The sequence below is a fragment of the Azospirillum sp. OGB3 genome (genome assembly GCF_014192915.1).
Taxonomy (GTDB): Bacteria; Pseudomonadota; Alphaproteobacteria; order Azospirillales; family Azospirillaceae; genus Azospirillum.
In genome coordinates this window covers 12,711-31,054 of sequence record NZ_JACHYN010000005.1, presented here as the reverse complement: position 1 = coordinate 31,054, position 18,344 = coordinate 12,711, and the positions used below count along the sequence as shown (strand labels likewise).

Below are 18,344 nucleotides of genomic sequence, written 5' to 3'. Positions count from 1 at the left end.
AGGGTGCGCGCCCTCTCGCGGCATCCGAGCAGATCCTTACCGAGTTGAGCCACCACCTGAGCGCCGCGGGAATCGGCGGGGTCGATTGCGAGGATTGCGACGCCGCTCCGGTCCATAGCACGGCGACGGGACGGCGCGGCGTGCATCCCTGAGCTGTGCACGGCCTTGGTCAGCGTCATGCCGGTGAACGGCGTTTCGATCTTCTACAAGGATGGGGTCCCCGCAGCGGGCAGCCCATCGTCCTTCTCCATGGCTGGCCGCTCAGCGCGGACGACCGGGACAGCCGGATGCTGTTCTTCGCGGACAAGGGCTTCCGCGTCATCTCCCACGACCGCCGAGGCCACAAGCGTTCCGCCCAGGTCGGCGAGGCCACCCGCTACGTCGCCCGCCACGGCCGGGGGCGCGTCGCCACGCTTGTCCTCATCGGGGCGGTGCCCCCATCACGGTGAGGCGCTGCGGGACGACCAACGGAATGATGGTGGGATTACCGTCCCCCCTGCACAGGTTCAAGAATGGCATCCGGAAAGCTTGTAGCGGCCGGTCCCGCTCCCATCGATCTTGAGCGGCAACGACGCGTCCTGCTTGGATAGTGGCTGAGGTGCCGTGGCATCGCTCATCTCGGCCAGTTCCGTAAGCCGCATCCAATCGAGCACACGCAGGTGCCCTTTCGCAAAGGACAGCAGTCCGGCTGTCCGCATCTCTTTCAGCGTCCGACAGACGTGGACCGGTGTCAGCCCTGTGGCATCGGCAATGAGGACCTGACTGATCGGCAACGTCACGTCCGAAATGTCCGGTGCGGCCCTTTGCCGTTGCCGATTGTAAAGGGCGAGCAGAAGCCGGGCGATCCGCTCCGCGGCGGTGCGGGTGCCGAGCCCACCCAGAAGCCGCCAATCGGAGATCGTTTCGGCCGCGAGCAAGGATGCCATCCGCAAGGCAACGTTCGGCACCTGTTGGCAAAAGCGCATCAGGGAATGGCGTGGCATCGGACAGACGATCAGATCGGTGAGCGCTTCAACCGTGCAGGGCATGCCACCGTCGGGGGCCCGCTCGAAACCGATCAGATTTCCCGGCATGACGAAACGCAGCACCTGGCGCCGACCGTTCTCGTGCATCATGGACGCCAGCGCCCAGCCACGGCGAACGATGTAGACCATCTCGTTTTCGTCACCTTCGACAAACAAACTGGCGCCGGCGCGAATGGTGCGGACCGGGCGTTTGATCGCCGCCCAGCTGGGCAACTGTTCATTCGGAACGCTTGCACACAACCCGTCACGTCGCAGCGGGCACCCCTGGCAGTCTGATTGCATGGCCGCCTCCTCAGCCTGGAATCAGTGCGAAAGGCTTGGCCGCTCCAGCGGAAGCAGCTGAGCTTGGGCCATGGCGTCGAAAAAGGCCGACAGAATGACATGGGGCGCCACAGGACCTCCCGGCGCCTCCTGAGCCACTTCGAAAGCATCGAACATTGCGCATGCGACCGCCACTTTGCGGCGATCCCGAGAGGCGTGTGTGCCGGTGTGCAGACGAGCGACCGCAACACGCTTTGGCAGTTCATCTCCAGTGTCCGGTCCGGCGCCTCGCCTGCAACGGACCGGACGCGGTCCATTGCTTCGGTCTGTCCCACCTCGTGCACCCATTGAAAAAGGAACAGCAGATCCTGATCACGATGCCTGCCGCTCGCCAGGGCCAAGGCGATCGCGTTCATGAGTTCGGCATGGAGATTCTCGACTTCCGCAAGGTCACCGGTTGGCATCATGGCCGCCTCCTGTGCAATGCGCGGGGTTAAGCTTGAGCGCCGCTCTCATCAGGAAAAAGTGGCATCGAAAACTCGGCTGGGGCTAAGGTGCAGCCGCCGATTTTTCGCCGCCGATCTTTCAACGCTTGGGCTCATCACGGCAACAGTCTCTCATTGTGCCGCCGATTGACTTGATCTGGATCACCATCCGGCACGCCTGTGCCAATGAGATGAAACATAACCGCAAAATAGTCCGGCGGCATTCCATCAGGAGCTTTGCGTCATACGCAGTTAGTGTCATAATAAGCGCCAAATATAATAGCTTAAACTATGACAAAATACATGCTTCATATTTCCCATAAACGTCTACGCAAAAACGCTGTTCTGTATTATGAAATTATTTCCCGCGTTGGTTGGAAAATTATAAATACTTAAATATTAAAATTCAGTCGGAAACCTTTTGATGATCAAGAGGTTAGGCGATGCAACTCTTGACCAGTGTCTCACCGCTCTCTCCGCCCCTGATAGGTTTGGCGCGACGGAACATCAGCCGCCATCTTCTCAGCGTCGTGGTCACGGCCATGGCGGCCATGGCGGCCATTGCCATCAGCTTGGTCGCCTGGAATCTGGCAACACAACGGCGGTTTGCCGCCGCCGAGATGGCCATCACGGTCCGCGCCATCGCGGCGGCTCTCGATCAGCAATTGCTCGTCACCACCTCGGCCCTGGAGGCGCTTGCCGCGACGATGGTCGTGGATGGCGATCCGGAACGGCTTTATCGCGTCGCTCAAGCGGTCAAGGACAAGCATTCCCACTGGTCGCACGTAACGCTTCGCGATGCCGATGGAAGCGTGGTGTTCAGCACCAAAGTTCCATACGGAACATCCGTGCCGACGATTGCCGACATCGGTCCCGAGTTGGCCGAAGCGATGACCACCGGACAACCGCAGATTTCCGGCCTGTTGTACGGACCCATCGCCAACGAGCATGTCGGCGCCGTCCTGGTGCCCATTCAGGCAAAGGATAGCAAGCGTTACGCGCTCATCGCGGCGGTGACGACCTCGAAATGGGAGACCCTCCTTCGAGAGCAGCCGATTCCCGACGGTTGGGTGGCTGGGATCATCGACCGAAACGGGGTCGTCGTCGCACGAACGCGCGCCGCCGAACAGTTCGTCGGCAAACCAGCCCCTGGGTGGGTTCGGAAGGCGATCCAGACGGCGCCGACCGGGCAGGCGACCGGCCCCGCTTTGGAGGGAGAGCCGTTGTCGCTCGTTTTCTCGCGTTCAAAGGTTTCGGGATGGGCGGTCGCCTTCGCCGCGCCGGCCTCCGTGTTCGAGGATCCCCTGCGCCGATCGCTGTGGTCGGCGGCCGCCATCAGTGTCCTTGCGCTCGGCTGCGCCTCCCTCCTGGTGCTGCGCTACGCCCGTCGGCTGTCCAGGTCGGTGACCGGTTTGGTGCAGGTTGCGGAAGCGCTGCAGACACCAGGAGCGGCGTTGCCGCCGCCGCCGCCGATCAACCTGGAGGAATTGGCCTCGGTCTACGACACGATGCGGAACACCAGCGTGCTCCTGCGCCGGGCGGAAGACCAGCGGATCATGTCGATGCGCGAACTTCAGCATCGGGTCAAGAACGACCTCCAGGCGATCTTGAGCCTGCTTGCGTTGGAAGGCGGCCAAGCCAAGAGCGAAGAAACCATCCGCATCCTGGAGGAACTTCAGGGGCGCGTCGAGGCGCTGCGCCTTGTCCATTCGCGTCTGTATGAGGCGAGCCAGGTCGGCGTCGTGGAACTGGGAGACTATCTTGTGGAATTGTGCGCCAATGCCGTAGCCCTTCATGGACGCAACCTTGCCGGTGGAATCGCGCTGCGAACCAGCGTCGACCATGTGTATGTCGACCACAACACCGCCGTCTCACTGGGGCTGATCGCCAACGAGTTCATCACCAACAGTGCCAAACATGCGTTCCCACAGGGAAGCGGAACGATCACCCTCGCGTTGCTCGTGGCAAAGCCCGGGGAGATCCATCTGAGGCTGTCCGATAACGGCGTTGGCCTGCCGCCGGAGCGGATGCGCTCCTCCGGCCTCGAACTGATCGCCATGCTGGCCGAGCAGGTTGGCGCGGAGTCGGCGTGGACAACGTCGCCGCAAACCAGCTTGCGGCTGCTTCTTCACACGGGAGGCGCAGGACAAGCCAGTTGAAGACCCATTTGAAGACGTTGGGCCTTGCTAACCTGGGTTAAGGTCCACGCTGCTCGATCCGGCCAGACTCGTGTCACACCCGTGACCAGGGAGGCCGCCATGATGATCACGATCGAGGACTGCATCGGGTTGAGTGGTTTGACGCGCGAGGAGATCGACGCCATCGCCGAGCATGAGCATTTGCCGGAGATCGTCGCCGCGGAACTCGGCTCCTACCTCGACCAGACCCCGGAGGGGCAACGCACCATCCGCCGCATGATCGAGGATGACATTGCCCATGCCGTGGCCTGCCGGGACATGAAGCGCGCCGGTGTCCTGAAGATCGTTCTGGCGCATTACGTCCGGCACCACGAGAAGGACGCGGTGCGCAAGGGAGAGGGCGATGGTCACCACACAATCGCCTGACAGGGACGACTTGCGGGCCGCCAAGGGCAGCGCACCGCCGCCACCCCGGCTCGCACCCGCGCCGGGGCCTTAGGACGGTGCTTTTCCCGACCCGCCGGCCCGCAGCCGCGCCACCGCCCACCGTGGCGCAGCAACCGGTCCACAAGTCGACGACGGACATTCCGGGTGTTTCCCGAACGCACGCGCGCATCGTGCCTTTCGTCGCGCGGCAATGGCTGGACGTGTTCGCGCCCTCCAACCATCCGATGACGGACCCGGAGATCCTGCGTCCGGCCGTCGCCAGTCAAGGAATGAACTTCATGCGCGGGGCGGAGAACTGGATGCAGGACGTCCTGCGTTATCTTGCCGGCCAGCCGGCTCCGGGAGCCGAGCAATACCGGATCGGACGCGGCGCCGCGGCGACAGCAGGACAGATCATCGTCCGCAATGAACTGATGGAGCTGATTCAGCATGGCCCGACCACGGCGACGGTCGTCGCGGAGCCGGTGCTCTGCAACCGCGCCTACGGTGCCCGGAACGCCAACGTTAGCTCAAAACATCCCTGCTCTGCTGGAAACCGTTCGGCCTTATCGTGCGTATATGGCAAAGGCGGAGAGCCCGTTTTCTCTTTCCTATCACATCCTCTCTTCCAGGTAGCGGACGCATGAATTCCGACAGATCGACAGAGTCGCCTGGGGCCGACAGCCTCGCCAAGCTTCGCCATCACCAGCACATCGTCCGCGACTTCAGCCAACTCCTTGCAAGTTACATCCCGTTCGACCAGTTGCTGCCCCTCGTCGCCATCCGCCTCGCCCGCGGGCTGGGCGTCCAGCACAGCATGATCCTGCGCTACGACAGCGTACACGGCGACCTCCAATTGGCCGCCGGCGTCGGTTGGCCGCCGCAGGCGGTTGGCACCACCCGCTTCGCCATCGAGGCGACGAACCCGGCCGGACGCACCCAGCAAACCCGCCTGCCGACCTTCGTCGACGATCTGCGAAACACCGACGAGTTCCGCATCCCCGCGCTTTTGCAGCGGCATGGGATCCGCTCCCTGGTCAACGTGCCCGTCATCTGCAGCGGCACCCTATGGGGCGTGCTGGAGATGGACAGCACCGAGCCCGGCCGTTTCGATGCGGACGACGCGCATTTCCTCTTGTCCATGGCCAACCTGTTGGGCATAGCGATCGAGCGGAGCGCCGATCACGCCACCGCGACGGCCGCTGCCGCCGTTGCCAGAGCAGAAGCCAAGGCGGTGCAGGACGCGCAATCCTTGCGGCTTGACGAGTTGCAGCACCGCATAAAGAACAATCTGGCGGTCATCGCCTCGATGCTCCTCCTTGAACAGTACGAGCACAGCGACAGCTTCGTCAAAGCACGGCTGCGCGGTCTGATGGACCGGGTAATGGCGATCGGCTTGGCGCACGAACACCTGGCCATCCGCTTGGACGGGGCTGTGGTGGCGGTGGAGGCCTACATCAGCCGGTTGGCCCACGCCGCCTCCCTGCAGCATGTCGACATCCGCCTCGAAACCGACCTGCAGTCGGTCGTGATACCGCTCGACCGTGCCGTGCCACTGGGGCTGATCGTCAACGAGCTGATCACAAACGCTACGAAGTACGCCTTTCCGGACGGATCCGGCACCATACAGATCACGCTGCACCGAGACCCGGAGACCGCCGAAGCCACTCTGGTGGTAGCGGACGACGGCGTCGGGATGAAGGGAAAAGCACTTCCCGGAAATCTGGGCACGCGGCTGATCACGAGGCTGGCCGCCCAGATCAACGGCACCATCCAGCGGCCAGACACCGAACGCGGCACCCGGGTGGAGATTCTCTTCCCGGCACCGCAGCGCTGAATGGGCATCGGGAATACATACGGAGGAAGGCGCAAGTCCTTCAAATTTGATGTTAAAGACGCGCAAACAACAAGTATTTTAGCCAACCACCTGGATCGTGCTAGGTAAAACGTGGTTGCTTTCAGGACCTGCTTCGGTCGCAAGAAAGTTTTTAGGCCAAGCACTGTCCGCGAATATCTAAAATGGTCGATATAGACTCCATTTGAGGCGGGGAAAATTCTCAAGTGGGGGCAACAGAAAGCACAGCAATAGGTGTGTGTTGCCGGCCTCCTGTAACCTCCTCCCCCAGCCCTCTCCTCAAAAGGGGAGAGGGCCTTTTCGTGGTTGACCGCCGGGTGGCGGTTCAGGGCGTTTTGCCCGCCGTCTGGCGACGGTATTCCTCAACCGGCAACCCGCCCATGCCCCAGTTCTCCATGGGAACCTCGTCGATCACGACGAAGGTCGCCGCGTGCGGCTTGTTCAGCACCTCGAACAACAGGTCGCTGACCCCCTTGATCAGGGCCGCCTTCTGCTCCGGCGTCGCGCCGGTGGCCCCGGGACTCGTGCCCTCGCGGGTGATCTGGATGTTCACGTACGGCATCGGGTGCTCCTTTCCAACTTGATGGCGTTACCGCCAGGGCCTTACCAGCGACCGGCGTGCTGGCCGCCATCGACATGCAGCGTTTCGCCGGTGACGAAGTTGGCGGCGTCGAGGTAGAGCACCGCGTCCACGATGTCCTGAATGTCGCCCAGGCGGCCGACCGGGTGCAGAGCGGCCAGGAATTCGTGCGTTTCCGGGGCGTGCATCGGCGTCTTGATGATGCCCGGCGACACCGCGTTCACACGGATGCCCTTGCCGGCGTATTCGATGGCGAGCGAGCGGACCACCGCGTCCAAGCCGCCCTTGGTCAGGGAAGCCAACGCTGCGGGCACGCTGGCCAGCGGCTGTTCCACCAGCGTGGTGGTGATGTTGACGATGTGTCCGCTGCCCTGGTTCAGCATCTGCGCCGCAGCCATCTGGGACACATGGAAGAAGCCGGTCAGGTTGGTGGCGACGACCGCCGCGTAGTCGGCCGCGGTGTATTCGGTGAAGGGCTTGGCGATGAAAATGCCGGCGTTGTTGACCAGCGTGTCGATGCGCCCGAAGCGTTCACGGGCGGTCTCCACCAGACGCTTGGCGGTGTCCGGGTCGGCGACGTCGCCGCCGACGGTCACGACGTTCGGGTCGTCGCTGGCCCTGATGGAGCGGGAGTTGGCGACGATGGCGAAACCGCGCTGGCGGAAGCCCGCCACCAGACCCGCACCGATGCCCTGCGACGCGCCGGTGATCAGCGCAACCTTTTGCGTGCTCATGATGGTTCCTTTAGGTTCGAACAAGGGGCGTGTTTGGATGGCCCGCCACTCGCGGGTCGCTTCACGCCCCTTGGCGTGGATTGAAACGATGAGAATTTTTGTTGTGAGGCGAGAGCCGGGGGAGCGTCGGAACTTGCGACCACCCTGTCTTGCCGCCCCGCTTTCCCGTTGAAAAATGCCGTAGGACGCGTAGAACGGCAAACGAGCTTTCCTCATCGAATCGACAAGATGGATTTGTCGATGTCGCGACCGTTGCTGCCCCTCAGCGGGTTCCGCGCCTTCGAGGCCGCCGCCCGCCACCTCAGCTTCGCCCGCGCCGCGGACGAACTGCGCGTCACCCCGGCGGCGATCAGCCATCAGGTGCGGACGCTGGAGGATTATCTCGGCGTGCCGCTGTTCCGGCGCAGCGGCCGGCGCGTGCTGCTGACGGAGGCGGGGCAGATCCTGTTGCCGGACCTGCGGCGCAGCTTCGACCTGATGGAGGCCGCCATGGGGCAGGTCAAGCGGCTGGCCGCGGGCGGCATCCTGACGGTCAGCATGTCGCCGTCCTTCGCGGCCAAATGGCTGATGCCGCGCATCGAGCATTTTCGGACGCGCCACCCCGACATCGACCTGCGCATCGACGCGGACGTGCGGCTGGTGGATTTTTCCGCCAACGAGGTGGACATCGTCATCCGCTATGGTCCCGGCTCCTACCCCGGCCTGAAAAGCGTGCTGCTGTTCGAGGAGGAACTGTTTCCGGTGTGCAGCCCCCGGCTGCTGTCCGGCGCCGTTCCGTTGCGGAGCGTCGCCGACCTGCGGCAACACACGCTGCTGCACGACGAGACGATCAATTTCGCGGGGCCGATCCCGTCATGGCGGGTCTGGCTGCAAATGGTCGGGCTGGAGCAGGCCGTCGACCTCAACCGGGGACTGCGCTTCAATTCCTCGGTGACGGCGACCCAGGCGGCCGTCGACGGGCATGGTGTGCTGCTGGGGCGCAGCCTGATCGTTGCCGACGATCTCTCGGCCGGACGGCTGGTCCGCCCCTTTGCGGAGTCCTGCCCGGCGGGGTTCGGCTATTACCTCGTGTATCCGCCCCAGGTCGCGTCGCGAGCGAACGTCCACGCCTTCGTCGACTGGATCATCGAGGAAGCGGCCGGGGAGGAAACCGGCGGAAAGGGGTGACGGGGCGCCGTCACTCCCCTTTGCTCACCTCCAGCAATGTGTCGCGCAGGTCCGCGACGGCCTTTTGCAGCTTTGCAAACTCATCGGGCGGCAGGCCGGTCTGCTTGACGAGGGTCATGTTCAGGCCCTTCTCGCGCAGGCGGCGGCCGGCGCCGGTGAGGCCCACCCGGACCTGACGTTCATCCTCCGGATCGCGCTGCCGGGTGACGTAGCCCATCGCCTCCAGCTTCTTGAGGATCGGCGTGAGCGTGTTGGACTCCAGGAACAGTTTTTCACCCAGCCCCCGGACCGTCAGGTTGTCTTCCTCCCACAACGCCACGATGGTGATGTACTGGAGATAGGTAAGGCCGAGTTCCTCAAGGATTGGCCGGTAGGCCCGCCCGTAGGCGAGGTTGGCCGAATAGATCGCGAAACACAGGAAATCAGCCAGTTTGGGGCTCGCCGGGTCGTCTGGCATCATTGGGGGAGTCATCGTCATCCTCTCCGGCACACGAAAATGTGAAGGGCCTGGAGCCTATATAACTCGCATCCGATGAAATCGGAAGGTTGACTCTCCCGCGTTCCCTGCATAGACTCCAATCGTATCCGATACAATCGGATACGTTATAAAGGGCTTTCCCCGCAAGGACCCCACCATGCCCCAGCTGACCAAAGTGATTTACACCGGCCGGACCCGCACCTCCGCCGGGGGACGGGACGGCACCGCCCGCAGTGACGACGGCCGCCTGAACATCGCCCTGTCCTCCCCCGGTTCGTCGGGTGGGGGCACCAATCCGGAGCAGTTGTTCGCCGCCGGCTGGTCGGCGTGCTTCATCGGCGCCATGAACATTGCCGCCCAGAAGATGCAGATCACACTTCCGGCCGACCTCGCGGTCAACGCCGAGGTGGATCTCGTCACCACCGGCACCGGCTACGGCCTCGCGGCCCGTCTCAACGTCAGCCTGCCGGGGCTCGACCGCGAAACCGCCGAAACCGTGGTGCAGACCGCGCACGGAACCTGCCCCTATTCCCTTGCGACGCGCGGCAACATCGACGTCACGATCACCGTCGCCTGAGAACGCGCCTCCCGGTCCAGGATCGGAGGCGGTCAAATCGGAACGCTGCCGCGTGGACCGATCCGTAGATGTCAATCGCATCCGATTTGATCGCTTCCGTTTCCATGGCTCTCTCAGCCCCATTGCTCCATCGCACCGGAGACAGACAGATGCCCAACCCCATCAACCGCGACCGCCGCCGTTTTCTGGCCACCGCGGCCATGACTCTTGCCGCAACGCAGATCGGCCTCTCCGGGCCAGCCTCCGCACAGGCCGCCGAAGCGAAGCCGACGGCGCACCCCATCAAGCCGGGAACGGACACGCCGTTCGGTCCGCTGAAGCAGATCGACGCGGGCGTCCTGAACGTCGGCTATGTGGACGCCGGCCCTGCCGATGGTCCCGTCGTCGTCCTGCTGCACGGCTGGCCCTACGACATCCACAGCTTCGTCGACGTCGCACCGGCACTGGCATCGGCGGGCTACCGCGTGATCGTGCCCTACCTGCGCGGCTATGGCACGACGCGGTTTCTGTCCGGCGAGACCTTCCGCAACGGCCAGCCGTCGGCGCTCGCCCTCGATACCATCGCGTTGATGGACGCCCTAAAGATCGAGAAGGCGACGCTCGCCGGCTTCGATTGGGGGGCGCGGACCGCCAACATCGTCGCGGCGCTTTGGCCGGAGCGGACCAAGGCCATGGTGTCGGTCAGCGGCTACCTCATCGGCAACCAGGAGGCCGGCAAGAAGCCGTTGCCGCCGAAGGCCGAACTCGAATGGTGGTATCAGTTCTATTTCGCCACGGACCGCGGCCGTGCCGGCTATGACCAGTACCGGCACGACTTTGCCAAGCTCATCTGGCGGCTCGCCTCGCCGAAGTGGGAGTTCGACGACGCCACGTTCGACCGCTCCGCGGCGGCCTTCGACAACCCCGACCATGTCGCCATCGTCATCCACAATTACCGCTGGCGGCTTGGCCTGGCTCCGGGCGAACCGAAGTATGACGAACTGGAAAAGCGGCTTGCCGCAGCTCCGGTGATCGCCGTGCCGACCATCACCATGGAAGGCGACGCCAACGGCGCCCCCCACCCGGACGCCGGCGCCTACGCCAAGAAATTCTCGGGCCAGTACGCGCACCGGCTCGTCGCCGGCGGCACCGGCCACAACCTGCCCCAGGAAGCCCCGCAGGCCTTCGTGGACGCGGTCGTCGACGTTGCCAAGCTCTGACCGGTTCCGGCGCACGCGTTCCCCCCGCCATCCTTCTTCGCCGGAGGCGAGCGGCACAGGCTGCCGCTCCGCCCCAAGGAAACGATGATGACCCTTCTGGGTGTTGCCTACCTCGGGGGCATGCTGACCATCGTCAGCCCATGCATCCTGCCGGCTCTTCCCTTCGTGTTTGCGCGCGCGGAAAAGCCGTTCGTCACGAGCACTCTGCCGATGCTGGCCGGTATGGCCATCACCTTCGCCGCGGTCGCGACGCTGGCCGCGGTCGGCGGCGGTTGGGCCGTCCAGGTCAATGACCTGGGCCGCTTCGTCGCGCTGGCGCTGTTGGCCGTGTTCGGCGTGGCGCTGGTCTCCCCGCGGGTCGCCGGCATCCTGACACGGCCGGCCGTCGCCTTCGGGAACCGCATCCTGCATACGGCGGGCGAGCCCGGTCCGGCCCCGACCTTCGGTGGATCGCTCCTGATCGGGGTGGCGACCGGGCTGCTCTGGGCACCCTGTGCCGGGCCGATCCTCGGCCTCGTGCTGACCGGGGCGGCCCTGCAGGGCGCCAACCTGCAGACCACGCTTCTCCTCCTGGCCTACGCGGCCGGGGCGGCCACGTCGCTGGCGCTGGCGCTGCTGGTCGGCGGCCGGCTGTTCGCCGCCTTGAAGCGGTCGCTCGGTTGCGGAGAATGGGTTCGCCGGGGCCTTGGCGTGGCCGTCATCGCGGGGGTTGCCGCCATCGGGCTTGGCCTCGACACCGGGCTTTTCGCCAACCTGTCGAGCACCAGCACCGACCGGATCGAGCGCGCCCTGCTCGGCAATTTCGGTTCGGGGGATCAGGCGTTGGGCCAGGACCTTGAACTGGGCATGGTGGCCAGCAACGCCGTGGCCCGGACGGCGGGCAAGCCGTTACAGAACGACCTCCCGGTGGAGGGGACATTCCCGTCGCTCGACGGAACGGTGGAGTGGCTGAATTCGACGCCGCTGTCGACGGAAGCGCTGCGGGGCAAGGTAGTCCTGGTGAATTTCTGGACCTACTCGTGCATAAACTGCATCCGCGCCCTGCCCTATGTCCGCGCGTGGGCGGACAAGTACAAGGATCAGGGACTTGTCGTGATCGGCGTGCACACGCCCGAGTTCGCCTTCGAACGAAACGTCCAGAACATCCGGAAGGCGCTGACCGACTTCCAGATCGGCTATCCGGTCGCGGTCGACAGCAATTTCAGGGTCTGGCGCGCCTTTCGGAACAGCTATTGGCCGGCGCTGTACTTTATCGACGCCAAGGGCCGCATCCGGCACCACGCGTTCGGCGAGGGCAACTATCAGGAATCCGAAAAGGCCATCCAGGCGCTTCTGGCGGAAGCCGGCGATCGCAGCGCGTCCAACGACGTCGTGGTGCCCGACGCCAAGGGCGCCCAGGCCGCGCCGGACCTTGCCCACATTCGATCCTCAGAAACCTACATCGGTTATCAACAGGCGTCGAACTTCGCCTCACCGGAAGGAATGGGCGGCGACCGCGCCCGGAGCTACACGACGAAGCCACTGAGGCTCAACCAGTGGGGCCTGACCGGCAACTGGACGGTCGGTGCCGAACAGGCGACCCTCAACCAAGCCGGGGGTGGGATCACCTATCGGTTCAGCGCGCGTGACCTGCACCTGATCCTTGGGCCGGGCGCGGATGGCCAGCCGGTCCGTTTCGAGGTGACCATCGACGGCAAGGCGCCGGGCGAGAATCATGGCGCCGACATCGACGCCGAAGGGCATGGCACCGTCACCCAGACCCGTCTGTACCAACTCGTGCGGCAGAGCCGCGACATCGGGGAGCGCACGTTCGAAGTCCGCTTCCTGGATCCGGGTGTCGCGGCTTTTGCCTTCACCTTTGGCTGAGCGCCGCGCCGATGGAGATCCTGAAGGAGATTTCCGCCATGATTAAACTCGCCATCATCCTCGTCCTTGGGCTGTCGGTCCTGGCAGCCCCCTGCGTCTATGACGCCGACCCCCGCGAGCCGTCACCGCTCGCGGCCTTCTTCACCAGGAACTGATGATCCTGCCGCAGCGTTTCGTTGCAGAAGCACCTCCACCTGCCGGTCCAAGACCGCCGCGGTCGGCCAGCATCCGCTCAAGGTCGCGGTCGCTGATCGGGAACTGCAGATACCAGCGCACCGCACACAGGATCACCGCCCCGTGAACCGCCGCCCTTTGAACGGGCTCTTCCTGCTACGCATCACCGTGTCACCCGAATCGCCAATCCGGCCGAAGTTCTACGCAACGTCCGCCCTGTCGCAAACGCTGAAACAGAACCACCAATTGAACTCAGTGTTCACCACCGCAAGCTCGCAGAACCTTTTTAAGAAATCGTTTTGCTTTCCAGCGCTGGACTATGTTCCCGCGGCGCAGCACCATCTCGGCGTAATTCCTCGCCATGGAGGAAAAACACAGAACATCTTCCTTTTGTGCATCTTCGTCAGTGCATGCATACTGAGCTTGGCGGAGGCATAAGTAAGCGGTCCGGCACCCATCGAGCGCTATGCTTGGCGGAAAATCAACCATCGTGCAGCGCCTCTTAGAAGCAATATTGGACGAATTTTGCGCAAAACAACCAGGACAGTGGTGAACGATTCTGCATGGGTCGCGTTTTCAGATGAATGACCTCATGATTGCTACCTCTTGAGCCGCAACGACGGCACCGTCTTCTGCTCTTAAAGCCGCACCCCAGCCCGACGGCCCCCAGCCCGACGGCCGACGCAAACGAAGCTGTGCCGTCACGTCCGGTCCGCCTCCCACATAGGCGGAGTTGTCGAAGAGCGAATCGCCCAGCAGGACGATATGCGGCAGCGATGCGGATGAAACCATGCAGGTTCTCCCTCAGTGCCATTGCCACAACAGCGAACAACGGCCTTCCCTCCCGTTTCAAAGCGGAGCTCTCTCCATCTTCCTGCGTCCTCTGGTCGCTTGGCCTGCGCTGGCGCTGCAGGCGTTCACCAGGCAAGGGTACTTGAGTGCGGCTCGAGCCCAAATGCACATCAACGCCGAAGCGGGGGCTTCGGGAGGCGTGGTGCGCCTCAGGCCCGATCGGGCCGATTCACTGCCCCAAAATACTTCTTGACCTCAAGCGAGCTTGAGGTTTTAGCCTGATCGCATTGGATCTGGCATGCCAGAGCCGATGGCAACACGGACTGCGAAAGGCAGCGATCCCCAGCGCACCAAGGGAGGCGTGTGTGATCTCTCCAACTTCCGTCAACTGGACCATGCTCAACACGCTGCGCGCCATGCCGGGTCCCGAGGCCACGACACCTCCGGTCTCGCTGCTCGCTATCACGAAGGCGGCAAGCTTGAAGCCGGCCGCCGTGAGGCCGGCACTCTGCGAATTGGTCAGGCAGGGTTTTGTCCAGGAGTACACAACACAGTGCGGCAAACAATATGCGAGAACGAAAGAAGGTAATCAGCGAATATCGGAAATAAAGGGCTGGCTTCGGTAGCCATCGAGAGGCCCGCGGGACCAACCGCCCGCGCCTTCCACTCCTGCTCGTTTCAATGGCGAACGGTTTGGCAACGCCGCAAGGCTCCGTATGCCTGCGGCTCAACAAGGAGAGACGGCATGGGCAAGGCACTCGAAGGCGTGCGGGTTCTGGACTTTACCCATGTTCAGTCGGGTCCGACCTGCACGCAGCTTCTGGCGTGGTTCGGCGCCGACGTCATCAAGGTCGAGCGTCCGGGCGAGGGCGACATCACGCGCGGCCAGCTGCGCGACGTGCCCGAGGCCGACAGCCTCTATTTCACCATGCTGAACCACAACAAGCGGTCCATCACGCTGGACACCAAGAACCCGGACGGCAAGCGCGTCCTGGAGGATCTGGTGCGCATCTGCGACGTGATGGTCGAGAATTTCGCCCCCGGCGTGCTCGACCGCATGGGCCTGACCTGGGAGCGCATCCAGGAGCTGAACCCGCGCATCATCGTCGCCTCGGTCAAGGGCTTCGGCCCCGGTCCCTACGAGGACTGCAAGGTCTATGAGAACGTCGCGCAGTGCGCCGGCGGCTCGGCCTCGACGACCGGCTTCGACGACGGCCCACCGATGGTCACCGGCGCCCAGATCGGCGACAGCGGCACCGGCCTGCATCTGGCGCTGGGCATCGTGACGGCGCTCTACCAGCGCACCCAGACCGGGCGCGGCCAGAAGGTGCTGGCGGCCATGCAGGACGCCGTGCTGAACCTGTGCCGGGTCAAGCTGCGCGACCAGCAGCGGCTGGAGCGCGGCCCGCTGAAAGAGTACCCGCAGTACCCCAACGGCGCGTTCGGCGACACCGTGCCGCGCGCCGGCAACGCCTCGGGCGGCGGCCAGCCGGGCTGGATCCTGAAGTGCAAGGGCTGGGAGACCGATCCCAACGCCTACATCTACTTCATCACCCAGGCGCCCGTGTGGGCGAAGATCTGCGACGTCATCGGCAAGCCGGAGTGGGTCACCGATCCGGATTACGCGACGCCCGCCGCCCGCCTGCCGCGCCTGAAGGACATCTTCGCGACCGTCGAGGAATGGACCATGACCAAGACGAAGTTCGAGGTCATGGAGATCCTCAACACGTACGACATCCCCTGCGGCCCCATCCTGTCGATGAAGGAGCTGGCGGAGGATCAGTCGCTGCGCGAGACCGGCACCATCGTCGAGGTCGATCACCCGACGCGCGGCAAGTACCTGACGGTCGGCAACCCGATCAAGCTGTCGGACAGCCCGACCGAGGTCACGCGGTCGCCGCTTCTGGGCGAGCACACCGACGAGATCCTGCGCGAGGTGCTCGGCTTCGACGAACGCCGCATTTCCGAGGTCCGCGACAGCGGCGCGCTGGGTGTGGCGCGCAAGCCGCTGACCACCGAATAGGACGGGAGCGGTCCTCCCCGAAAGGGACAAACGCAATGGTCCGACAGCGCAACACCGGCGACGCGTTGCGCGAGGCCGCCGTCCCCGAAAATCCATCCGAGCTCGCCGTCAAGACGTGAGCCGTCCAGTTTGAAAAGGAGGAAAGGCCATGACCGCAGTCATCGATCCGCTCCACACCGAGCGACCAACGGATGTCGTCCGCCGCCTTCTCGACACCGCCAAGGCCGAGGGCCGCAACGCGCTGACCGCGCCGGAAGCCAAGCGGCTTTGCGATGTGTACGGTATTCCGGTGCCGAAGGAAGGCGTGGCGACGAGCGCCGAGGAAGCCGTCGCCCTCGCCGAGGGCATGGGTTTCCCGGTGGTCATGAAAATCGTGTCGCCGCAGATCCTGCACAAGACCGAAGCCGGCGGCGTTCTGGTTAGTCTCCGGAACGCCGACGCCGTCCGCCAAGGCTTCGAGGCCATCATGGAGAACGCCCGCGCCTATGACCCCGCGGCGGACTTGCTCGGTGTGCAGGTCCAGCAGATGCTGCAAGGCGGTGTGGAGGTCATCGTCGGTTCCATCACGGACCCGAGTTTCGGCAAGCTGGTGGCCTTCGGCCTCGGTGGCGTGCTGGTCGAGGTGCTGAAGGACATCACCTTCCGCCTCGCTCCGGTCAGCCGCGAGGAAGCCCTCTCCATGCTCGACGGCATCCAGGCCGCGGAGATGCTGAAGGGCGTGCGCGGCGGCAAGGCGGTCGACCATGAGGCGCTCGCCGATGTGATCGTCAACGTCTCGCGGCTCGTCGACGAGGTGCCGGAGATCGTCGAACTCGACCTCAACCCGGTTTTCGCGCGCGAGAACGGAGCCACCGCCGCCGACGTGCGCGTGGTCCTGGACTTCGCGGCCAGGACGCCGCGCTACCGCCCGTCGCAGGAGCAGATCGTCCGGCAGATGAACCGGATCATGAAGCCCGAGGCGGTGGCCGTCATCGGCGCCTCGGCCGAGGACGGGAAGATCGGCAACTCGGTGATGAAGAACCTCATCAACGGTGGCTACAAGGGCCAGATCTATCCGATCCACCCGAAGGCCGACGACATCCTCGGCTACAGGGCCTACAAGAGCGTGAAGGACGTGCCGGGCGACATCGATGTGGCGGTGTTCGCCATTCCGGCCAAGTTCGTCGCCCAGGCGTTGGGCGAAGTCGGCGAGAAGAAGATCCCCGGTGCCGTGCTGATCCCTTCGGGCTTCGCCGAGACCGGGAACGTCGAAGGGCAGGAGGAGATCGTCGCCATCGCGCGCAAACATGACGTGCGGTTGATGGGGCCGAACATCTATGGTTTCTACTACACGCCGAAGAATCTGTGTGCCACCTTCTGCACGCCGTACAACGTGAAGGGCAAGGCGGCGCTGTCGTCGCAGTCCGGCGGCATCGGCATGGCGATCATCGGCTTCAGCCGCTCCGCCAAGATGGGCGTTTCGGCGATCGTCGGACTCGGCAACAAGTCGGACATCGACGAGGACGACCTGCTGTACTTCTTCGAACAGGACGACAACACCCAGGTCGTCGCCATGCACTGCGAGGATCTGAAGGACGGCCGTGCCTTCGCGGAGGCCGCCAAGCAGGTTTCGAAGAAGAAGCCGGTGGTCGTGCTGAAGGCCGGGCGCACGGCGCTTGGCGCGCGGGCGGCCAGTTCCCACACGGGCGCGCTCGCCGGCAACGACAGGATTTACGAAGACGTGCTGCGGCAGTCGGGCGTGGTCCGGGCGCGCAGTCTGCAGGACCTGCTGCAATTCGCCCGCGGAATCCCGGTGCTGCCGACGCCGAAGGGCGAGAACGTCGTGATCATCACCGGTGCCGGCGGATCGGGTGTGCTGTTGTCGGACGCCTGCGTGGACAACGGCCTGTCGCTGATGGCGATGCCGCCGGACCTCGACGCCGCCTTCCGCAAATTCATCCCGCCTTTCGGCGCCGCCGGCAATCCTGTGGACATCACGGGTGGCGAACCGCCGTCGACCTACAAGAACACCATCCGGCTTGGCCTGGAGGATGACCGCATCCACGCGTTGATCCTGGGCTACTGGCACACGATCATCACGCCGCCAATGGTGTTCGCCAAGCTCGTTATCGAGGTGAAGGAGGAGATGAAGGCGAAGGGCATCGAGAAGCCCATCGTCGCTTCGCTGGCCGGCGACGTCCAGGTGGAGGAGGCCGCGAGCCACCTGTATGACCACGGTGTCGTGGCTTACCCCTACACGACCGAGACGCCGGTTGCGGTGCTGGGCGCCAAGTACAAGTGGGCTCGCGCGGCCGGGCTGGTTTAGCAGCGTTTGGATCCCGGAATGGGCAATGATCCGCGTTCTGCTTGGCAGGGCGAGTGTGTTCATAGCGTCGATGCGAAAAACGGGGGGCTGGCGATGGGCAGGGGGCATCGCCAGCACAAAGGGCTGAACAACCGGTTCCGTAGCAAGTTTTGGCCCCCTCCTGAACTGCACCGGGCTTCCCGGAGGCCATTTGGCTTGGGTCACGCCGCCATGGCAACGCTCTCGGTTTGATCGGTGCGGCAACGCGAGTACCTGAACA

15 protein-coding genes and 2 pseudogenes are annotated in these 18,344 nt (G+C 64.2%); 12 read left to right on the top strand and 5 right to left on the bottom strand.

The window, feature by feature from the left end; translation table 11 throughout:
- Positions 1-177: 177 nt before the first annotated feature.
- Positions 178-440, top strand: a pseudogene (locus FHW79_RS12500) (alpha/beta hydrolase); the annotation flags it as partial.
- 66 nt (positions 441-506) lie between these two features.
- Here FHW79_RS12500 and FHW79_RS12495 read toward each other — a convergent pair.
- Positions 507-1,307: a Crp/Fnr family transcriptional regulator gene (locus tag FHW79_RS12495; protein ID WP_183179232.1), complete on the bottom strand. Its 801-nt coding sequence runs from the start codon at positions 1,305-1,307 to the stop codon at positions 507-509.
- Positions 1,308-2,214: 907 nt separating this feature from the next.
- Between FHW79_RS12495 and FHW79_RS12490 the strand changes: the two genes are divergently transcribed.
- The 4 genes from FHW79_RS12490 (at position 2,215) to FHW79_RS12475 (ending at position 6,172) form a co-directional block, all read left to right on the top strand.
- Positions 2,215-3,930 carry a sensor histidine kinase gene (locus FHW79_RS12490; RefSeq protein WP_183179231.1) on the top strand — a complete coding sequence of 572 codons (1,716 nt, stop codon included), beginning with the start codon at positions 2,215-2,217 and terminating at the stop codon, positions 3,928-3,930.
- A gap of 99 nt (positions 3,931-4,029) precedes the next feature.
- Positions 4,030-4,335 (top strand): hypothetical protein, encoded by a 306-nt coding sequence (locus tag FHW79_RS12485; RefSeq protein ID WP_348984131.1) that lies wholly within the window; start codon positions 4,030-4,032, stop codon positions 4,333-4,335.
- A 77-nt stretch (positions 4,336-4,412) separates the two neighbouring features.
- A complete protein-coding gene (locus tag FHW79_RS12480; RefSeq protein ID WP_183179230.1) occupies positions 4,413-4,982 on the top strand; it encodes a hypothetical protein in 570 nt (189 codons plus the stop codon).
- Positions 4,979-6,172: a GAF domain-containing protein gene (locus FHW79_RS12475; protein ID WP_183179229.1), complete on the top strand. Its 1,194-nt coding sequence runs from the start codon at positions 4,979-4,981 to the stop codon at positions 6,170-6,172. The genes FHW79_RS12480 and FHW79_RS12475 overlap by 4 nt, the downstream gene beginning before the upstream one ends.
- 343 nt (positions 6,173-6,515) lie before the next feature.
- Here FHW79_RS12475 and FHW79_RS12470 read toward each other — a convergent pair whose 3' ends face one another.
- Together FHW79_RS12470 and FHW79_RS12465 are read right to left on the bottom strand one after the other, a co-directional pair.
- On the bottom strand, positions 6,516-6,752 hold the full coding sequence (locus tag FHW79_RS12470) for a 4-oxalocrotonate tautomerase family protein (RefSeq protein ID WP_183179228.1): 237 nt from the start codon (positions 6,750-6,752) through the stop codon (positions 6,516-6,518).
- 41 nt (positions 6,753-6,793) lie between these two features.
- A complete protein-coding gene (locus FHW79_RS12465; protein ID WP_183179227.1) occupies positions 6,794-7,504 on the bottom strand; it encodes an SDR family oxidoreductase in 711 nt (236 codons plus the stop codon).
- A 240-nt stretch (positions 7,505-7,744) separates the two neighbouring features.
- Between FHW79_RS12465 and FHW79_RS12460 the strand changes: the two genes are divergently transcribed.
- On the top strand, positions 7,745-8,671 hold the full coding sequence (locus FHW79_RS12460) for a transcriptional regulator GcvA (RefSeq protein ID WP_183179226.1): 927 nt from the start codon (positions 7,745-7,747) through the stop codon (positions 8,669-8,671).
- 10 nt (positions 8,672-8,681) lie between these two features.
- Here the strand turns inward: FHW79_RS12460 and FHW79_RS12455 are convergent, their stop codons facing one another.
- Positions 8,682-9,131 (bottom strand): MarR family transcriptional regulator, encoded by a 450-nt coding sequence (locus tag FHW79_RS12455; protein WP_183179225.1) that lies wholly within the window; start codon positions 9,129-9,131, stop codon positions 8,682-8,684.
- 175 nt (positions 9,132-9,306) lie between these two features.
- On the opposite strand from FHW79_RS12455, the gene FHW79_RS12450 reads away from it, so the two are divergent.
- The 3 genes from FHW79_RS12450 to FHW79_RS12440 all read left to right on the top strand — a co-directional run bounded on the left by FHW79_RS12450 (position 9,307) and on the right by FHW79_RS12440 (position 12,791).
- Positions 9,307-9,726, top strand: a complete 420-nt coding sequence (locus FHW79_RS12450) for an organic hydroperoxide resistance protein (RefSeq protein WP_183179224.1) — start codon at positions 9,307-9,309, stop codon at positions 9,724-9,726.
- 149 nt (positions 9,727-9,875) lie between these two features.
- The gene (locus FHW79_RS12445; RefSeq protein ID WP_183179223.1) at positions 9,876-10,925 is read left to right on the top strand and encodes an alpha/beta hydrolase; all 1,050 of its coding nucleotides are present in this window, start codon (positions 9,876-9,878) and stop codon (positions 10,923-10,925) included.
- Between the two features lie 84 nt (positions 10,926-11,009).
- A complete protein-coding gene (locus tag FHW79_RS12440; protein ID WP_247884334.1) occupies positions 11,010-12,791 on the top strand; it encodes a cytochrome c biogenesis protein DipZ in 1,782 nt (593 codons plus the stop codon).
- Positions 12,792-13,004: 213 nt separating this feature from the next.
- On the opposite strand, the pseudogene FHW79_RS32630 reads toward FHW79_RS12440, so the two are convergent.
- Positions 13,005-13,129 (bottom strand): annotated as a pseudogene (locus FHW79_RS32630) (IS6 family transposase); the annotation flags it as partial.
- Between FHW79_RS32630 and FHW79_RS12435 the strand changes: the two are divergent.
- From FHW79_RS12435 to FHW79_RS12425, 3 genes are all read left to right on the top strand, one after another.
- On the top strand, positions 13,089-13,403 hold the full coding sequence (locus FHW79_RS12435; protein ID WP_183179222.1) for a hypothetical protein: 315 nt from the start codon (positions 13,089-13,091) through the stop codon (positions 13,401-13,403). The pseudogene FHW79_RS32630 and the gene FHW79_RS12435 sit on opposite strands and share 41 nt — an antisense overlap.
- 1,099 nt (positions 13,404-14,502) lie before the next feature.
- Complete coding sequence (gene frc / locus FHW79_RS12430; protein ID WP_183179221.1) at positions 14,503-15,780, top strand: formyl-CoA transferase; 1,278 nt, start codon at positions 14,503-14,505, stop codon at positions 15,778-15,780.
- 148 nt (positions 15,781-15,928) lie between these two features.
- Positions 15,929-18,085: an acetate--CoA ligase family protein gene (locus FHW79_RS12425; RefSeq protein WP_183179220.1), complete on the top strand. Its 2,157-nt coding sequence runs from the start codon at positions 15,929-15,931 to the stop codon at positions 18,083-18,085.
- Positions 18,086-18,344 lie beyond the last annotated feature (259 nt).

Coding starts and splice junctions, on each gene's coding strand:
- FHW79_RS12455 (WP_183179225.1), bottom strand. CDS start 9,131: ATGATGCCAGACGACCCGGCGAGCCCCAAACTGGCTGATTTCCTGTGT.
- frc (WP_183179221.1), top strand. CDS start 14,503: ATGGGCAAGGCACTCGAAGGCGTGCGGGTTCTGGACTTTACCCATGTT.
- FHW79_RS12490 (WP_183179231.1), top strand. CDS start 2,215: ATGCAACTCTTGACCAGTGTCTCACCGCTCTCTCCGCCCCTGATAGGT.
- FHW79_RS12445 (WP_183179223.1), top strand. CDS start 9,876: ATGCCCAACCCCATCAACCGCGACCGCCGCCGTTTTCTGGCCACCGCG.
- FHW79_RS12450 (WP_183179224.1), top strand. CDS start 9,307: ATGCCCCAGCTGACCAAAGTGATTTACACCGGCCGGACCCGCACCTCC.
- FHW79_RS12495 (WP_183179232.1), bottom strand. CDS start 1,307: ATGCAATCAGACTGCCAGGGGTGCCCGCTGCGACGTGACGGGTTGTGT.
- FHW79_RS12460 (WP_183179226.1), top strand. CDS start 7,745: ATGTCGCGACCGTTGCTGCCCCTCAGCGGGTTCCGCGCCTTCGAGGCC.
- FHW79_RS12470 (WP_183179228.1), bottom strand. CDS start 6,752: ATGCCGTACGTGAACATCCAGATCACCCGCGAGGGCACGAGTCCCGGG.
- FHW79_RS12475 (WP_183179229.1), top strand. CDS start 4,979: ATGAATTCCGACAGATCGACAGAGTCGCCTGGGGCCGACAGCCTCGCC.
- FHW79_RS12485 (WP_348984131.1), top strand. CDS start 4,030: ATGATGATCACGATCGAGGACTGCATCGGGTTGAGTGGTTTGACGCGC.
- FHW79_RS12425 (WP_183179220.1), top strand. CDS start 15,929: ATGACCGCAGTCATCGATCCGCTCCACACCGAGCGACCAACGGATGTC.
- FHW79_RS12465 (WP_183179227.1), bottom strand. CDS start 7,504: ATGAGCACGCAAAAGGTTGCGCTGATCACCGGCGCGTCGCAGGGCATC.
- FHW79_RS12440 (WP_247884334.1), top strand. CDS start 11,010: ATGATGACCCTTCTGGGTGTTGCCTACCTCGGGGGCATGCTGACCATC.